At 73.5% G+C, this 16355-nt stretch carries 14 protein-coding genes; 13 read left to right on the forward strand and 1 reads right to left on the reverse strand.

Going from position 1 to position 16355, the window contains the following annotated elements:
• The first annotated feature begins 520 nt into the window (after positions 1-520).
• From ssd to ACGFI8_RS12985, 7 genes are all read left to right on the forward strand, one after another.
• Complete coding sequence (gene ssd / locus ACGFI8_RS12955) at positions 521-1639, forward strand: septum site-determining protein Ssd (protein ID WP_392803754.1); 1119 nt, start codon at positions 521-523, stop codon at positions 1637-1639.
• Entirely contained in the window at positions 1636-3024 is a 1389-nt protein-coding gene (locus ACGFI8_RS12960) for a TadA family conjugal transfer-associated ATPase (RefSeq protein ID WP_392803756.1), read from the forward strand. The genes ssd and ACGFI8_RS12960 overlap by 4 nt, the downstream gene beginning before the upstream one ends.
• Positions 3021-3938, forward strand: a complete 918-nt coding sequence (locus ACGFI8_RS12965; protein WP_392803757.1) for a type II secretion system F family protein — start codon at positions 3021-3023, stop codon at positions 3936-3938. The genes ACGFI8_RS12960 and ACGFI8_RS12965 overlap by 4 nt, the downstream gene beginning before the upstream one ends.
• Positions 3938-4543: a type II secretion system F family protein gene (locus ACGFI8_RS12970; protein WP_392803759.1), complete on the forward strand. Its 606-nt coding sequence runs from the start codon at positions 3938-3940 to the stop codon at positions 4541-4543. The genes ACGFI8_RS12965 and ACGFI8_RS12970 overlap by 1 nt, the downstream gene beginning before the upstream one ends.
• Positions 4544-4614: 71 nt before the next feature.
• Positions 4615-4794, forward strand: coding sequence for a DUF4244 domain-containing protein (locus ACGFI8_RS12975; protein WP_392803761.1), 180 nt, complete (start codon positions 4615-4617; stop codon positions 4792-4794).
• Entirely contained in the window at positions 4791-5336 is a 546-nt protein-coding gene (locus tag ACGFI8_RS12980; RefSeq protein WP_392803763.1) for a TadE family type IV pilus minor pilin, read from the forward strand. Before ACGFI8_RS12975 ends, ACGFI8_RS12980 begins: the two co-directional genes overlap by 4 nt.
• Positions 5333-5689: an Rv3654c family TadE-like protein gene (locus ACGFI8_RS12985; protein ID WP_392803765.1), complete on the forward strand. Its 357-nt coding sequence runs from the start codon at positions 5333-5335 to the stop codon at positions 5687-5689. Before ACGFI8_RS12980 ends, ACGFI8_RS12985 begins: the two co-directional genes overlap by 4 nt.
• 189 nt (positions 5690-5878) lie before the next feature.
• Here the strand turns inward: ACGFI8_RS12985 and ACGFI8_RS12990 are convergent, their stop codons facing one another.
• Complete coding sequence (locus ACGFI8_RS12990; protein WP_392803766.1) at positions 5879-8095, reverse strand: DEAD/DEAH box helicase; 2217 nt, start codon at positions 8093-8095, stop codon at positions 5879-5881.
• A 153-nt stretch (positions 8096-8248) separates the two neighbouring features.
• Here ACGFI8_RS12990 and ACGFI8_RS12995 point away from each other — a divergent pair, with 153 nt between their 5' ends.
• From ACGFI8_RS12995 to topA, 6 genes are all read left to right on the forward strand, one after another.
• The gene (locus ACGFI8_RS12995; RefSeq protein WP_392803768.1) at positions 8249-8605 is read left to right on the forward strand and encodes an STAS domain-containing protein; all 357 of its coding nucleotides are present in this window, start codon (positions 8249-8251) and stop codon (positions 8603-8605) included.
• Between the two features lie 4 nt (positions 8606-8609).
• Positions 8610-9086 (forward strand): ATP-binding protein, encoded by a 477-nt coding sequence (locus ACGFI8_RS13000; protein ID WP_392803770.1) that lies wholly within the window; start codon positions 8610-8612, stop codon positions 9084-9086.
• 209 nt (positions 9087-9295) lie between these two features.
• Complete coding sequence (locus tag ACGFI8_RS13005) at positions 9296-11668, forward strand: sodium-translocating pyrophosphatase (RefSeq protein WP_392803772.1); 2373 nt, start codon at positions 9296-9298, stop codon at positions 11666-11668.
• Positions 11669-11760: 92 nt separating this feature from the next.
• Entirely contained in the window at positions 11761-12285 is a 525-nt protein-coding gene (locus tag ACGFI8_RS13010) for a hypothetical protein (RefSeq protein ID WP_392803774.1), read from the forward strand.
• Positions 12276-13268 (forward strand): hypothetical protein, encoded by a 993-nt coding sequence (locus tag ACGFI8_RS13015; protein WP_392803776.1) that lies wholly within the window; start codon positions 12276-12278, stop codon positions 13266-13268. The genes ACGFI8_RS13010 and ACGFI8_RS13015 overlap by 10 nt, the downstream gene beginning before the upstream one ends.
• Positions 13269-13541: 273 nt before the next feature.
• Positions 13542-16334 (forward strand): type I DNA topoisomerase, encoded by a 2793-nt coding sequence (topA, locus tag ACGFI8_RS13020; protein ID WP_392803778.1) that lies wholly within the window; start codon positions 13542-13544, stop codon positions 16332-16334.
• Positions 16335-16355: the final 21 nt, after the last annotated feature.

The raw sequence follows: 16355 nt of genomic DNA on the forward strand, positions 1-16355 counted from the left end.
TCGACTCAGGCATGCTTATGTTTGCGAGGTTTCATGTCGTCGAGACAGAGGCCCGTTATTGAACCCTCGGCGGTTGCACCCCCCGTGACCGCTGAGCGGGTTCGGCTCGACCCCCCCGGAGCCGAACCCCCGGCGACCCCCGTCACCCCCCGGCGGGGGTCGTCCCCTATATAGGGCGCTTCCGTGCAGGTTGCCGGATTTCAGCCAGATGGCCTATTGGATGGTGGCTGCCGACTTTCGCCGCTATCGGTGGCGGTAGCCAGCATTGACGCCCGGTGCTTTGTTGAGCGTTCACGGTTCGGCGTGCACGCCCACACTTTTTTCATTCGGTACCGCCGGAAGTGAACGCCCGTCCTGGGGTGATTTGTAGGGGTTTTCATAGCAGATCAACTTCGTCGGCGGGGGTTATCCACAAGCGGTGGGTTATCCACAGATTCAGCCTCGACGGCCGGCAGACGACCGCCCGGTGGCGCCAGGGTGAGCGCAGTTTGTCGAACCGCTCACGACCGTGGAGCCTCCCGTGCACCGACCATTGCTCGTCTCCGACGATCCCGCGCTGCTGGAAGAGGTCGTCGACCTCGCCGCCGAGCTCGCCCTCGACCTCGACATCGCGTCCGGCCCGGATGCGGCCCGCCACCGATATCCCTCCGCACCGCTCGTCCTGATCGGCGACGAGGCGGCACCGGCGTGCGCCCGCGCCCGGCTGCCGGAGCGCCGTGGCGTGCTGCTGGTCAGCCGCAGTCAAGGGATGGATCGGCTCGCCGCCCTCGCCGAGGCCGTCGGCGCCGACCACATCGTGCGGTTCCCCGACGGCGTCGGATACCTGGTCCGCCGCCTGGTGCGGCTGTCGTCCGACGCCGCCGTCGCCACCGCGGCACGCGGCCGCGTCCTCGCCGTCGTCGGCGGCCGGGGCGGCGCCGGCGCGACCGTGCTCGCCGCGGGCCTGGCGGTCACCGCCGGCAACGTCGGGCTGCGCTCGCTGCTCGTCGACGCCGACCCCCTCGGCGGCGGCGCCGACCTGGTCCTCGGCTGGGAGGACGTGGCCGGCCTGCGCTGGCCCGCGCTGTCGGCCACCAGCGGCGCCGTCCACCCGCCCACGCTGGTCGGCGCCCTGCCGAGCCGGGGCGACGTGGCCGTGCTGTCCTGCGACCGCAACGCCCCCGGCGGCCTGCCGCACGAGGCGATGGCCACCGCGCTGGACGCCGGCAGCCGCGGCCGCGACCTGGTCGTGGCCGACCTGCCGCGCCGCCTCGACGACGCCGCGGTCCTCGCGCTGCGGGCCGCGGACCGGGTGCTGCTCGTGGTCCCCGCCGAGCTGCGGGCCTGCGTGGCCGCCGCTCGGGTCGCCGCGACGCTCACCCCGCACACCGACGCGCTGCACCTCGTCGTGCGCGGTCCCGCGCCGGGCCGGCTGCGCACCAGGCACATCGCGCGCTCGCTGGGCCTGCCGCTGGCCGGCACGCTGCGCGCCGAGCCCGGACTGCCCCGCCGCCTCGAGCACGGCGAGCCTCCAGCCGCGGGCGGGCGCGGCCCGCTCGCCGGCCTGTGCCGCCGGATCCTCGAGGACGTCGGCCTCGGCAGTGGCGATGGCCTCGGCAAGGGCGACGGCCTCGGCTCCGGCCGGGGAGCGGCGGCATGAGGACCGGCCCGCGCTCACGGGGGAGGGTCGGCCCGCGCCTGGCGACCTCTCCCGCGCTGCCCGCACGCCTCGCGGCCGGCGCACCGGACTCCGCAGCGGGCCCGGCACCGGATGTGGCCCAGGCGCTCGTACCGGACGCGATCCTTCCCGCCGGCGCCGTTCCCGGGCTGCCCGGGGGCGCTGTTCCCGCCCTGGCCGAGCGTGTGCGCGCCCGGATGGCCGTCGAGGGCGCCGACGCGACGCCCGGCGCCGTGGCCGCCGCGGTGCGGGCCGAGCCGGGCGCGGTACTGCTCGGCGAGAAGACGCTGCGCCAGGTCGCCGGGCGGCTCGCCGGCGAGATGATCGGCGCCGGGCCGCTCGCCCCGCTGCTGGCTGACCCGGCCGTGACCGACGTGCTCGTCAACGGCGTCCACGTCTGGGTCGACCGGGGCGGCGGCGGGCTGCGCCGGGTGATGGGGACCCTGGGCGACGCGGCGGACGTGCGCAAACTCGCGCAGCGGCTCGCGTCCACCGCGGGCCGCCGCCTCGACGACGCGAGCCCGTTCGTGGACGTGCGCCTGCCCGACGGCACCCGGATGCACGCGGTCCTGCCGCCGGTCGGGCTCGGCGGGCCGTATCTGTCGCTGCGCACGTTTCGGCAGCGGGCGTTCTCCATCGACGAGCTGGTCTCGTGCGGCACCGTCGACCCGGGCGCGGCCCGGCTGCTGCGGGCCGTGGTGGCGGCGCGGCTGCCATACCTGGTGACCGGGGGCACGGGCAGCGGCAAGACCACGGTGCTGTCGACGCTGCTGTCGGTGGTGTCGCCCGGCGAGCGGCTGATCGTCGTGGAGGACGCCGCCGAGCTGCGGCCGATGCACCCGCACGTGGTGTCGCTGCAGACCCGGATGGCCAATGTGGAGGGCGCCGGCGCCGTGTCGCTTCGCGACCTGGTCCGGCAGGCCCTGCGGATGCGCCCCGATCGCCTGGTCGTCGGCGAGTGCCGCGGCGCGGAGATCGTCGACTTGCTCGGTGCGCTCAACACCGGCCACGAGGGCGGGGCGGCCACGCTGCACGCCAACTCCCCGGCCGACGTGCCCGCGCGGCTGGAGGCGCTCGGGCTGCTCGGCGGGGTGCCGCGGGCCGCGCTGCACGCCATGGTGGTGTCCGCCCTGCGGGTCGTCATCCACCTGCACCGCGACCCGTCGGGCCGGCGCGAGCTCACCGAGATCTGCGTGATCTCGCCGCACCCGGAGCGGCACACGGCCGGGGTGGTGACGGCGTGGCGGCGCGGCAGTGGCCCCGGGCCCGCCGCCACGGACCTCGACGAGCTGCTGTCGCGCCGTGGCGTGGAGCCGCCCCGGCCCGAGGGGCACCGGCGATACACGCCGGGCGGAGGCTGGTCATGAGCGCCCTCGACCTGGCCATCGCGGCCGGCGTGGCGCTCACCGCCGGCTGGGTGGCCTACTGGCTGCGCCGACGACGGGCGGCGACCCGGCTGGCCCGCCTGACCCGCGTCTCCGCTGCGGGGAGCGACGCCGTTCCCGGCGGGCGAGTGGCGCGCCGGACCCGTCACGGCGATCTCGGCCGGCGGGCCGGGGTCGCGCTGCTGCGGCGCCCGGTCACGGCCGGTGGCGCGGTCATCGCCCTGCTGTCCGGGGCGGCGCTGCTGCTCGCCGGGCCGGTGGCGGCCGTCGTCGCCGCGCTCTACGCCCTGATGGCCCTCGTCACCGTCCGCCGCCGGCTGGTCCGGCAGGAGGCCGAGCGGCGGGTCGCCGCGCTGCTCGACGCCGTCGACGCGACCGCCGAGGGACTGCGCGCGGGCACCATCCAGGACGGCGCCGCCGCGCAGACCTCGACGAGCGCCCAGACGCCGAAGACCAACGCCCTGGTCCCGAAGGCCGCCGGTGGAAAGGCTGGCGATGGCGATCGGGGCGCGGCGGCGGTCCGGCACGGGCGCTGGGCGGAGGCGGCGGCCGAGGTGGCGCAGGCGCGGCTGGAGGCGGCATACCGGCTGAGCGAGGCTCTCGGCGTCCCGCTCGCCGACCTGCTCGATCGGGTCGACGCCGACCTGCGCTCCGGGCAGGCGCTGCGTGGCGGGGTCGCGGCCCAGTTGTCGGCCGCGCAGGCCACGACCGCGGTGCTGCTGGCGCTGCCGCTCGCCGGGCTGTGGGTGGGCGCGGCGCTGAACACCCATCCGGTACGGCAGCTGCTGCACACCCCGCTCGGGGCGGCCTGCGCCGTCGTCGCGGTCGCGCTGCAGTGCGGCGGGTTCCTGTGGACCGCCCGGATGGTCCACGCGGCCACCACGGAGGTGCGCTGATGAGCCCCTGGCTGCGGTGGCCGGCGGCGGTGCTGGCCGGGCTGAGCATGGCGGTGGGGATCGGTGGCCCGGGCGGGCTCGTGGTCGGCGCGGCGGTCGCCGTCGGGTGCGGGCTGCTGCTGCGGCGGATCGAGCCGGCCTCGGCCCGCCGGGAGCGCGCGACCGCGCGGTCCGACCTGCCGTTCGCGGCCGATCTGCTGGCCGCGGCGCTGCGGGCCGGCGCGCCGCCCGACCTGGCGGCGGTCACGGTCGGCGAGGCGCTCGGCGGGCCGGTCGGGCTGCGACTGGCCCGCACCGGGCGGGCGCTGCGGCTGGGGGCCGCCCCAGACGCAGCGTGGGCCCACCTGGCGGACCTGCCGGGCGGGGCGCGGTTCGCCCGGGCGGCGACCCGCAGCGCCGAGCACGGGATCGCGCTGACCCGGACCCTCGATCGCCAGGCGGCGGACCTGCGTGTGGCCAAGGCGGCCGCCGCCGAGGCCGCGGTGCGCCGGGTGGGCGTCCTGGCCGTGCTGCCGGTGGGCCTGTGCTTCCTGCCCGCGTTCGTGCTCGCCGGGGTGGTCCCGGTGGTCGTTTCCGTCCTCCACGACGTGTTCGCCGCGCTGTGAGACGCGGCGTGCAGACCCGAAGACGTGGTTCCGATCCAGTCCTGTTCCGATCCAGAAGGAGAGATCTGACCGTGTACTCCATCAAGGCCCGCCTGCTCGCCGTTCGCCGCGGGGAGGAGGGGTCGATGACCGTCGAATACGCGATGGTGATGATCATCTGCGTGGCCCTCGCCGGCGTCCTGCTGGCCATCGTCACGTCCGCGGAGGTGCGGGCGCACCTGACCGGCATCGTCATGCGGAGCCTCGCATGATCGCCCGCGGCCGCGCCGCACTGCACGCCGCCCTGCATGCTGCTGGGCCGGCGCCTGCCGCCGACCCCAGCCCGAACCCGGGCCTCAACCCGGGCCCGAACATCAAGGTCAACCCCAACCTCGGTCCCGGCCCGGCATCGGCGCGGCGTCGCGGTGCCGATCGGCGGCGGGCCGAGCGGCATGTGCGCGGGCACCGCGGGACCGCCCGGCACCGGCGCAGCCGGGAGCGCGGCTCGGCGGCGCTCGAGGTCGCGATCGCGATGCCGGTGATCGTGGTCCTTCTCGTGACCGGCATGGTCACGTTCACGGCCCTGTTCGCGAAGCTGAACTGCCTCGACGCGGCCGGGGTCGCGGCCCGGGCGGTGGCGCGGGGCGAGCCGGTGCCCGACCTCGTGGAGGGCGCCGACGTGGCGGTGGAGCACGACGGGGACCTGGTGCGGGTGACCGTACGCATGCGGGTTCCCGCGCCGATGCTGTCCGGGTTCACCGTCGAGGAGCGGGCGGTGGCGATGACCGAGCCGCAGGCCGTCGCCGGGCCGTGAGCGGGCCGGGCCGCGGCGATCGGGGCTCGGCCTCGCTCCTGATGCTCGGCGTCGGGCTCGCGCTGGTGCTGTTCGCGCTCGGGTTCGTGACCGGCGGCGGGGTGGTCGTGGCCCGGCACCGGGCCCGAAACGCGGCCGATGCCGGGGCGCTCGCCGGGGCGATGGCGGCGGTCGAGGGCGAGGGCGAGGCGGCGGCCTGCGCGGCGGCGGGGCGGCTGGCCGGCGAGAACGGCGGGCGGCTCGCCTCCTGCGCGGTCGCGGGGCCGGTCGTCACGGTGACCGTCGAGGTCCCCACGCTCACGGGCCTCGCCGCCAGGGCCGAGGCACGGGCCGGCCCCGTCATGACCGCATGAGGCCGGCGCGGTCCGCGCCGGGTGTGTGAGGCCGGCACGTGACAGACCTCGGTTCGCGGCGTTCAGGGAGCAGAGCGCCGCGGGACCGCGATCGGAGGGAGAAACGGAGGTGTGGATGAGGCGCTGAGTCTGGCACGCCGAGAGGGGTTCGGGTTTGGCGATGTCCGAGTCCCTCACGGTGGCGGGAGGTCATGGCGATCGGAGGTGGGTGAGTACCAGGGACAGGACGCGGGCGGCCTCGGGCTTGTTCAGGGGGTTGTTGCCGTTGCCGCACTTCGGGGACTGCACGCACGACGGGCAGCCGTGCTCGCAGCGGCAGCCGCGGATGGCGTCGTGGGTGGCGGTCAGCCAGGTGACGGCCGTGGAGTAGGCGCGCTCGGCGAAGCCCGCGCCGCCGGGGTGGCCGTCGTACACGAAGACGGTCGGCAGGCCGGTGTCTGCGTGGGCCGCGGTGGACAGGCCGCCGATGTCCCAGCGGTCGCAGGTGGCCACGAGGGGCAGGAGGCCGATGGCGGCGTGCTCGGCGGCGTGCAGGGCGCCCGGCCATTCCACGTCGGGGATGCCGGCGTCGTCCAGGGCGTCGGGGTCGATGGTCCACCAGACGGCGACGGTGCGCAGGATGCGCTCGGGCAGGTCGAGGGGGCAGGTCTCGATGACCTCGCCGGAGATCAGGCGGCGGCGCTGGTAGCTGACCACCTGGTTGGTGACCTCGACCTCGCCGAGGGACAGGGTGACCGGGCCGGTGGTGCGGGACTCGCGCACGGCCAGGACGGTCATCGAGGTGACGTCGCGCGGGTGGGTGCTCCAGTCGGGGTCCTCGGCGTGCACGAGCGCGGTGGAGTCGGCGAGGTCGAGCTTGTCGACGACGTAGGTGGCGCCGCGGTGGAGGTACACGGCGCCGGTGTGCACCTGGTGGTGCGCCGAGCCGGTGTCGACCGTGCCGAGGAGGCGGCCGGTGGCCGACTCCACGACGGCGATCGGGCCGCCGCCGGCGCCGCGCAGGTCGACGTCCGGGCGGTCGCGCTCGGTCCAGTACCAGCCGGACGGGCGCTTGCGCAGCAGGCCCGCGGCGACCAGGGCGTCGAGCACGGCCGGGGTGCCGTCGGGGAAGAGGGCGAGGTCGGCGGGGGTGAGGGGGAGGTCGGCGGCGGCGCAGCACAGCTGCGGGGCGAGCACGTGCGGGTTGGCCGGGTCGAAGACGGTGGCCTCGACCGGGCGGCCGAAGAGGGCCTCGGGGTGGTGCACGAGGTAGGTGTCGAGGGGGTCGTCGCGGGCCACGAGGACGCAGGTCGCGGCGCGGCCGGCCCGGCCGGCGCGGCCGGCCTGCTGCCAGAGGGAGGCGAGGGTGCCGGGGTAGCCGGACATGATCACGGCGTCGAGGCCGGTGAGGTCGACGCCGAGTTCGAGGGCGTTGGTGGAGGCGAGGCCGAGCAGCGTGCCGTCCATGAGGTCGCGTTCCAGGGCGCGGCGGTCTTCGCGCAGGTAGCCGGCCCGATACGCGGCCACGCGCGAGCCGAGGCCGGGTGAGGCCGCGTCGAGGCTGTGCCGGGCCATGGTGGCGACCAGCTCGGCGCCCTTGCGCGAGCGGACGAAGGCCAGGGTGCGGACGTCGCGGGAGACGGCGTCGGCGAGCAGGATGGCCGTGTCGGTGAGCGCGGAGCGGCGCGGGCCGTCGGGGGTGGCTGGGGTGGCTGGGGGCGGCTCCCAGAGCTTGAACGTGATCGGGCCGCGCGGGGAGGAGTCCTCGGTGAAGGCGGTGGCCGGCAGGCCGGTGAGCCGCTCGGCGGAGGCGGCCGGGTCGCCGGAGGTCGCCGAGGCCAGGACGAAGCAGGGGGTGGCGCGGTAGCGGGCGGCGATGCGGCGCAGGCGGCGCAGCACGTGGGCGACGTGGGAGCCGAAGACGCCGCGGTACGCGTGGCACTCGTCCACGACGACGAAGGCGAGCCCGCGCAGGAACCGGGCCCAGGAGGCGTGTCCGGGCAGGATGCCGTGGTGCAGCATGTCCGGGTTGGTGAGCACGACCCGGGCGTGGCGGCGGACCCAGTCGCGCTCCTCGCGGGAGGTGTCGCCGTCGAAGGTGGCCGGGTAGAGGCCGGGCAGGCCGAGGTCGGTCAGGGCGCGCAGCTGGTCGGCGGCGAGGGCCTTGGTCGGCGAGACGTACAGCACCGTGGCCCGCTCGTCGGTGAGGAGGCGGGCGAGCGCGGGTACCTGGTAGGCCAGCGACTTGCCCGAGCCGGTGCCGGTCGCGACCACGGTGTGGGTGCCCTCCCAGGCGGCGGTGGCGGCGAGGGCCTGGTGGCGCCAGGGCTGGAAGCCGAAGGCCGTGCGGACCGGCTCGGGCACCCACTCCGGCCAGGGGACGACGACGCCGTCGCGGCGGGGGAGCGTTTCGGTGTGGAGCAGCACGCCCAGCACTCTAAAACACCTGTTCGAAAGCCGGATTGCGATACACGCCGACCAAATGTGGGAAAGGGGGTGGAGCGTCGCCCGGCTCGGGCGTCGATGGTTAGATGCCCGTGGAGGGCTCGCACATTTTGGCCGCCAGAGGAGGAGGTCCGCATGGAGCTGTCGTTGTCGACGTACGACTCCGGCGACCATACGGTGCTTGAGGTCGGCGGCGAGGTTGACGTCTACACCGCGCCGCGACTGCGCGAGAAGCTCGTCGAGCTTGTCGAGCAGGGTGCCCGGCACGTCGTCGTGGATCTCAGCCGGGTGGAGTTCCTCGACTCGACCGGGCTTGGCGTGCTGGTCGGCGCGCTCAAGCGGCTCCGTGGGGTCAACGGCACGTTCGGCCTGGTGTGCTCGCACGAGCGGTTGCTCAAGATCTTCCGGATCACGGCGCTGGACCGCGTGTTCCAGCTGTACGACACCGTGGCCGCCGCGACCGGCGCGGGCACCGAACCCCCCCCGGCGTAGGTCCATGCCGACGGTACGTCTCTCCTTCTCGCCGGCGCCGGCCCACGTCCGCACGGCGCGCCTCGTCGGCGTCGCCGTCGCGCGGCGGGCCGGCGTGGGCGAGGAGCTGCTCGAGGAGGTCCGGCTCGCGATCGGTGAGGCCTGCTCGCGGGCCGTCGCGCTGCACCGTTCGCACGGCCTCGACGACCTGGTCGACGTCGCCATGGCCGACGGCGACCGGTTCACCGTCCGCGTGGTCGACCGCGCGGCCAATGGCGCGATGGTCTCCCGCGCCCCTCAGGACGAGGCTGTTGTCCTGCTGTCCGACCCGGCCCTGCCGCTGACCGCCCCGCCCGACCTGCTGGCGGAGGAGGCGGTCGCCGCACGGATGGGTCTGGCCCTGCTCGCGGGCCTCGTCGACGACCTGACTGTGTCCGAATTATCCGATGGTGTCGGGACTGAGGTCCGTATGTCGTGGCCTCTGGAGCGGTCCAGCGACTAGCGACGTGAGCAAATCGACAGGAAGCGATTTGTTTAAACGTGCAAGTCGGTGTGACCACGAACACGCAGGGCGGCTAGAGTACTGCGATCGTGTATGACGTCCCTGGTCATTGGGTACCTCGGTCGCTCAGCACGGCTCCCCGCGTGGAGAACCCGCCGCCGGCCTGACCGCTCGCGGCGCTGTCATGTGTCGGTACAGGAGGACAACGAATGTCCGGATCACTCGTCGCTGGCGGCGAGATTTCCCTTTCCGGGAGCAACCTGACCTACGTCGCTGTCGCGCTCGTCATCGCCTTCGTGGCGCTGGGCTTCGCCGCGGCACTGGTCAAGGCGGTACTCGCGACCGGCCGGGGCACACCCAAGATGCAGGAGATCGCCGGGGCGGTGCAGGAGGGCGCGTCCGCGTACCTCACGCGCCAGTTCAAGACCCTGGGCATCTTCGTCGTGATCGCGGTGGTGCTGCTGTTCCTGCTCCCGGTGAACGACGCCGGAACCAACGAAACCATGATCAAGATCGGCCGGTCGGCGTTCTTCGTCGTCGGCGCGGTCTTCTCGGCCTTCATCGGTGGCGCCGGCATGGCGCTGGCCACCCGCGCCAACCTGCGCGTCGCGGCGGCGGCCCGGGAGGACGGCGGCCGGGAGAAGGCGATGCAGATCGCGTTCCGCACCGGCGGCGTGGTCGGCTTCCTCACCGTGGGTCTCGGCCTGTTCGGCGCGTCCCTGGTGGTGCTCATCTTCAAGGACAAGGCGCCGATCGTGCTCGAGGGCTTCGGCTTCGGCGCGGCGCTGCTCGCGATGTTCATGCGGGTCGGCGGCGGCATCTTCACCAAGGCCGCGGACGTCGGCGCCGACCTGGTCGGCAAGGTCGAGCAGGGCATCCCCGAGGACGACCCGCGCAACGCGGCGACCATCGCCGACAACGTGGGCGACAACGTCGGCGACTGCGCCGGCATGGCGGCCGACCTGTTCGAGTCCTACGCCGTCACGCTGGTCGCGGCGCTGATCCTGGGCCGCGCCGCCTTCGGCGAGCAGGGCCTGGTGTTCCCGCTGATCGTGTCGACCATCGGCGTGATCATCGCGATCCTCGGTGTCGCGCTCACCCGCCTGCGCAAGTCCGACCGCAACGGCCTCGTCGCGATCAACCGGGCGTTCTACATCTCCGCGGTCGCCTCCGCGATCCTGGTCAGCGCCGCCGCGCTGTTCTACCTGCCGAGCACGTGGGCGGGCCTGTCGGGCGACACCGAGGGGCTCAAGAGGATCATCGAGCTCAAGGGCGGCGACGCCCCGCCGTTCGGCCCGCACGTCACCGCCATCATCGCCGTCGTCATCGGCATCGCGCTCGCCGCGATCATCCAGGCCCTGACCGGGTACTTCACCGAGACCGAGCGCCGCCCGGTCAAGGACATCGGCAAGAGCGCGCTGACCGGCCCCGCCACGGTCGTGCTCGCGGGCGTCAGCGTCGGCTTCGAGTCGGCCGTCTACTCGGCCATCGTCATCGGGGCGGGCGTCTTCGGCGCCTTCCTGCTCGGTGGCGGCTCGATCACCCTGTCGCTGTTCGCGGTCGCCATGGCCGGCACCGGCCTGCTCACCACGGTGGGCGTCATCGTCGCCATGGACACCTTCGGCCCGATCAGCGACAACGCGCAGGGCATCGCGGAGATGTCCGGCGACATCGACGAGCGGGGCGCCCGCACGCTGACCGAGCTCGACGCGGTCGGCAACACCACCAAGGCGATCACCAAGGGCATCGCGATCGCCACCGCGGTGCTCGCCGCGACGGCGCTGTTCGGCTCCTACACCGACACGATGAAGACCGCCCTCGGCAACGCGGGCAAGGCGGCCGACGACGCGGCCACCGCGATCCTGCTCAACGTGGCCAACCCGGGCAACCTGGTCGGCCTGCTCATCGGCGCCGCGGTCGTGTTCCTGTTCTCCGGCCTCGCGATCAACGCTGTGGCCCGCTCGGCGGGTGCGGTCGTGTTCGAGGTCCGGCGGCAGTTCCGCGAGTTCCCGGGCATCATGGACGGCTCGCAGCGTCCGGAGTACGGCAAGGTCGTCGACATCTGCACCCGCGACGCCCAGCGCGAGCTGGTCACGCCGGGCCTGCTGGCGGTCATGGCGCCCATCGCCGTCGGCTTCGGCCTCGGCGTCGGCCCGCTGGCGGCCTACCTGGCCGGCGCGATCGGCACGGGCACGCTCATGGCGGTGTTCCTGTCCAACTCCGGTGGGGCGTGGGACAACGCGAAGAAGCTGGTCGAGGACGGCGTCCACGGCGGCAAGGGCTCGCCCGCGCACGCCGCGACGGTCATCGGCGACACCGTCGGCGACCCGTTCAAGGACACCGCCGGTCCGGCCATCAACCCGCTGATCAAGGTCATGAACCTGGTCGCCCTGCTCATCGCGCCCGGCGTGGTCACGCTCACGGTCGGCAACGGCAACCACGCGTTCCGCTACGTCATCTCGATCGCCGCGGTGCTGGTCATCGTCGTTGCGGTGGTGCTGAGCAAGCGCAAGCCGGTCGCCGTCGACGCCGGCAACGGCACGGCCTCGGAGGAGTCGGCTCCCGAGAAGGTCACCGCCTGACCCCATCGATCCGCAACACCGCGACGCTCCGGCCGGTCTCGGCCGGAGCGTCGCGTTTTCTCGAACAGACGATCGGTTCTACGCTGCTCACCATGCGCGCCGCCCGCCTCCTCGCCGCCGCCGTCCTGCTGTGCGTGGTGGCCGGGTGCGGCGGCGACGGGATCGAGCCGAAGCGGTGGGCGAAGTCGGTCTGCACCGCGCTGGCCCCCTGGCGCACCGAGATCGCCGACCTGACCGCGAAGGCGCAGCAGCAGCTCCAGGCGGCCAAGACGCCGGCGCAGATCAAGACCAACATCGTGGACCTGCTGGCCGGGGCCGAGTCGGCCAGCGAGAAGGCCCGGGCCGGCGTCGACGGCGCAGGTGTGCCCCGGGTCACCGACGGCAAGAAGGTCGCCGAGCAGTTCACGGCGTCGCTGGCCAAGGCCCGCGACGCGTACGGCAACGCCAAGCGCACCGTGTCGGGCCTGCCCACGGCCGACGCGAAGACCTTCTACGCGGCCGTCGGTTCGGCGTTCGCGACGCTGAAGGACGAGTACGAGCGCAGCGCGATCGACCCGGCGCACGTCGGCCCGGCCGATCTGCAGCAGGCGTTCGACGAGGTACCCGAGTGCCGATGACGCCGGCCCGCGGCCGGCAACTGTCGCTGTTCGGGGTCGAGGCGCGCCCGTCCGCGCCGATCGACCTGGAGGGGCTGCTCGCCGGCGCCGGCCAGGTCGGCCGGATGGGCGGCACCGGCCGGGTGTCGATCGTGGTCGACGACGCGTGGCGGTGCGCGGTGGTGCGTGCCGAGCTCGAGGCGCGCGGCCTGGTGGTGAGCTGCGAGCCGACCGGCGAGGAGGACCGCTGGCAGCTTCGCACCGCGTACTCGGCCGCCCTGGCCCCGCTCGCCGCGCGGTGGCTCGACGACGAGGGGACCAAGGTGTCGCCGCGCGGGCTCGCGCTCGACGGCCGGAGCCTGCGGCTGTGGGTCGCGGCGGCCGGCAGCTACGACGGGCCGCGCGCCTACCTGCTGCGCCTCGCGCCGCGGCCCCTGCGGCCCCCGGAAGATCCGGATGATCCGGGCTATTCGGACGAGCCTGGGGAGGCCGTCGCGATGGAGGCGGCGGAGCCGGATCCGGCAGCGCCGCCGGCCCCGGTCCCGGCCGTGCGGCCTCCGGCCCGGCCGCAGCGCGCCGAGCGGCCGAACGTACGCAAGCGCAAGAGCGAGAGCAAAATCACAGCCTTCGATCCTGGGCCCGACGAGTTCGCCGACGCCGAGGAGTTCTTCGGCGACGACGCCGCGGATGAATGGCCCGATTCCGGGGTCGGTGACCTGCCCACCGTCGTGCTCGACCCGGTGTCGGAGCGGGTGACCGAGCCCGTCGCGGAGGACGTGGCGGGGGAGGTCGAGGAGGAACCGGTGGGGATCGACCGGCAGGTCGCCGACAACTGGATCGCGGTCGGCGACGCGCTCATGGCGGTCGGGCTGCCGGCCGTGCTCGTCGGTGCGGACTCGGGCGGCCCGGCGTACCGCATCGTGGGACTCCGGCGCATCACTCGCCTTGCGGAGCTTGTGGGTGAGCCTCCGGTGGACGCGCCGGAGGGGTGCTGGCCGGCATAGTGCCAGGCGGCGGCTGGGCTACTCCGCGTAGGGTGGCGGTGCCGTACCGGTGATGTGATTTGCGGAAAACTGGCCCCTCGCGCTGGGGACAAAACACCACAAATACGGCAGGCAGTGCGACACGTTCGCAAGATCGGGCAGGTCGCGGTTGTGCATGGGTGTACCGTGGCGCCGATCGGCGTGTCGCAAGCCGCGCCGGGGCGTCCTATTGCGCAACTCGGCGCAAGGGCGCGCGTTACCTTTGACGTCTGTCCGTCCGCACCGGGGAGAACTGTGCCGAACTCCGCCAACACGAAGCGGCTGGTGATCGTGGAGTCGCCGGCGAAGGCCAAGACGATTTCGGGCTACCTCGGCCCGAACTATGTCGTCGAGGCGAGTTTCGGCCATGTCCGCGATCTGCCGGTGGGCAAGAAGGACATGCCCGACGCGCTCAAGGGCAAGCCGTGGGCGTACCTCGGCGTGGATATCGACAACGATTTCACCCCGGTCTATATCATCTCGGCGGACCGGCGCCGGCAGATCACCCGCCTCAAGGACTTCCTGAAGCAGGCGAGCGAGGTCTACCTCGCCACGGATGAGGACCGCGAGGGCGAGGCCATCGCCTGGCACCTGCTGGAGACGCTCAAGCCGAAGGTGCCGGTCAAGCGGATGGTCTTCCACGAGATCACCCGGCCGGCGATCCAGGCCGCGGTCGCCAACCCGCGCGACATCAACCGCTCGCTGGTCGACGCCCAGGAGGCGCGGCGCATCCTGGACCGCCTCTACGGCTACGACGTGTCCTCGGTGCTGTGGAAGAAGGTCCAGCCCGGCCTCTCAGCCGGGCGGGTGCAATCCGTGGCGACCCGCATCGTCGTCGAGCGGGAGCGGCAGCGGATGAAGTTCCGCTCCGCCGACTACTGGGACATCGTCGCCAAGCTGCTGGCCGAGAACGACCCGCGCACGTTCAACGCGACGCTGATCGCGATCGACGGCGACCGGGTCGCCACCGGCCGCGACTTCGACCCCGAGACCGGCCAGATCCGGCCCGGCGCCGGGGTCATCCACCTCGACGAGACGGGCGCCCGCGGCCTGGCCGCGCGCCTGGAGGGCCGGCCGTTCACGGTCACCCGGGTCGAGGAGAAGCCCTACCGCCGCAAGCCGTATCCGCCGTTCATCACCTCGACGCTGCAGCAGGAGGCCGCCCGCAAGCTGCGGCTGTCCTCGGCGAACACGATGCGCACCGCGCAGCGGCTGTACGAGAACGGCTACATCACCTATATGCGTACCGACTCGGTGAACCTCTCCGAGTCGGCGATCGCGGCGGCGCGCCAGCAGATCCACGACCTCTACGGGGCCGCCGCGGTTCCGGCGCAGCCCCGGCGGTACACCGGCAAGGTCAAGAACGCCCAGGAGGCGCACGAGGCGATCCGCCCGGCCGGCGACTCCTTCCGCACACCCGGCGACGTCGCCAAGGAGCTCAACGGCGAGGAACTGCGCCTCTACGAGCTCATCTGGCAGCGGACCATCGCCTCGCAGATGAACGACGCCGTCGGCAACTCGACCTCGGTGCGGATCAACGCGGTCACCCCGCAGCAGGAGTCGGTCGACTTCGGCGCCACCGGCAAGACGATCACCGACCCCGGCTTCCTGCGCGCCTACGTGGAGTCCACCGACGACGAGTCCGCCGAGACCGACGACACCGAGCGGCGGCTGCCGGTGCTGGTCAAGGGCCAGCCGGTCACCGAGCAGGGGCTGACCCCGACCGGCCACACCACCCAGCCCCCGCCCCGCTACACCGAGGCGTCGCTGGTCAAGGCGATGGAGGAGCTCGGCATCGGCCGCCCGTCGACCTACGCGTCGATCATGGAGACGATCAACAACCGCGGCTACGTGTTCAAGCGCGGCCAGGCGCTGATCCCGTCCTTCCTCGCGTTCGCCGTGATCGGGCTGCTGGAGCAGCACTTCCCGCGGCTGGTCGACTACGACTTCACCGCCTCGATGGAGAACGTGCTCGACGAGATCGCCAACGGCGACGAGAGCACGGTGGACTTCCTGCGCCCGTTCTACTTCGGCGGCGACACCGGCGACGAGGGCTCGGTGGCGCGTCAGGGCGGCCTCAAGCGGATGGTGACCGAGCGCCTCGGCGAGATCGACGCGCGCGGCATCAACTCGATCCCGCTGTTCCGCGACGACGCCGGCCGCGACGTCGTGGTTCGCGTCGGCCGCTACGGCCCGTATCTGCAGCGCTTCGTCCCCGGCGCGCCCGACGGCGACGAGGGCGACCGCGCCCCGGTGCCCGAGGGCATCGCCCCCGACGAGCTCACCCCGGAGAAGGTCGGCGAGCTGTTCGTGGGCGGCACCGGCGGCGAGCGCAAGCTGGGCGAACACCCCGAGACCGGCGAGCCGATCGTGGTGAAGTCGGGCCGGTACGGCCCGTACGTGTCCAGCGGCGACAAGACCACGTCGCTGTTCGAGACGCAGAACCCCGAGCAGCTGACCCTGGAGGAGGCGCTGCGGCTGCTGTCGCTGCCGCGAGTCGTCGGCCACGACGCCGAGGACCAGGAGATCACCGCCTCGCCAGGGCGCTACGGGCCGTACATCAAGCGCGGCTCCGACACCCGGTCCCTGGAGAACAACGAACAGCTGTTCACGCTCACGCTGGACGAGGCGCTGACCCTGCTGGCCGCGCCGAAGACCCGCGGCCGGCAGGCGGCCAAGCCACCGCTGCGCGAGATGGGCAACGACCCGGCGACCGAGAAGCCGCTGGTCATCAAGGACGGCCGGTTCGGGCCCTACGTGACGGACGGCGAGTTCAACGCCTCGCTGCGCCGCGGCCAGACCGTCGAGGCCCTGACGCTCGACGAGGCCAGCGAGATGCTGGCCGAGAAGCGCGCGAAGGGCCCGGCGCCGAAGAAGGCCCGCTCGACGGCGAAGAAGGCCGCTCCGGCGGAGAAGAAGGCGACGGCGGCCAAGAAGACCACGACCGCCGCGAAGAAGACCACGGCGGCGAAGAAGGCGGCCCCGGCGAAGAAGACCGCGCCGAAGAAGGCCACCTCGACGCGCAAGGCGGCCCCCTCCGAGGACTAGCCCTGGACTAGGCCTGGACTA

It is taken from the genome of Dactylosporangium sp. NPDC048998 (assembly GCF_043197855.1).
Taxonomy (GTDB): Bacteria; Actinomycetota; Actinomycetes; order Mycobacteriales; family Micromonosporaceae; genus Dactylosporangium.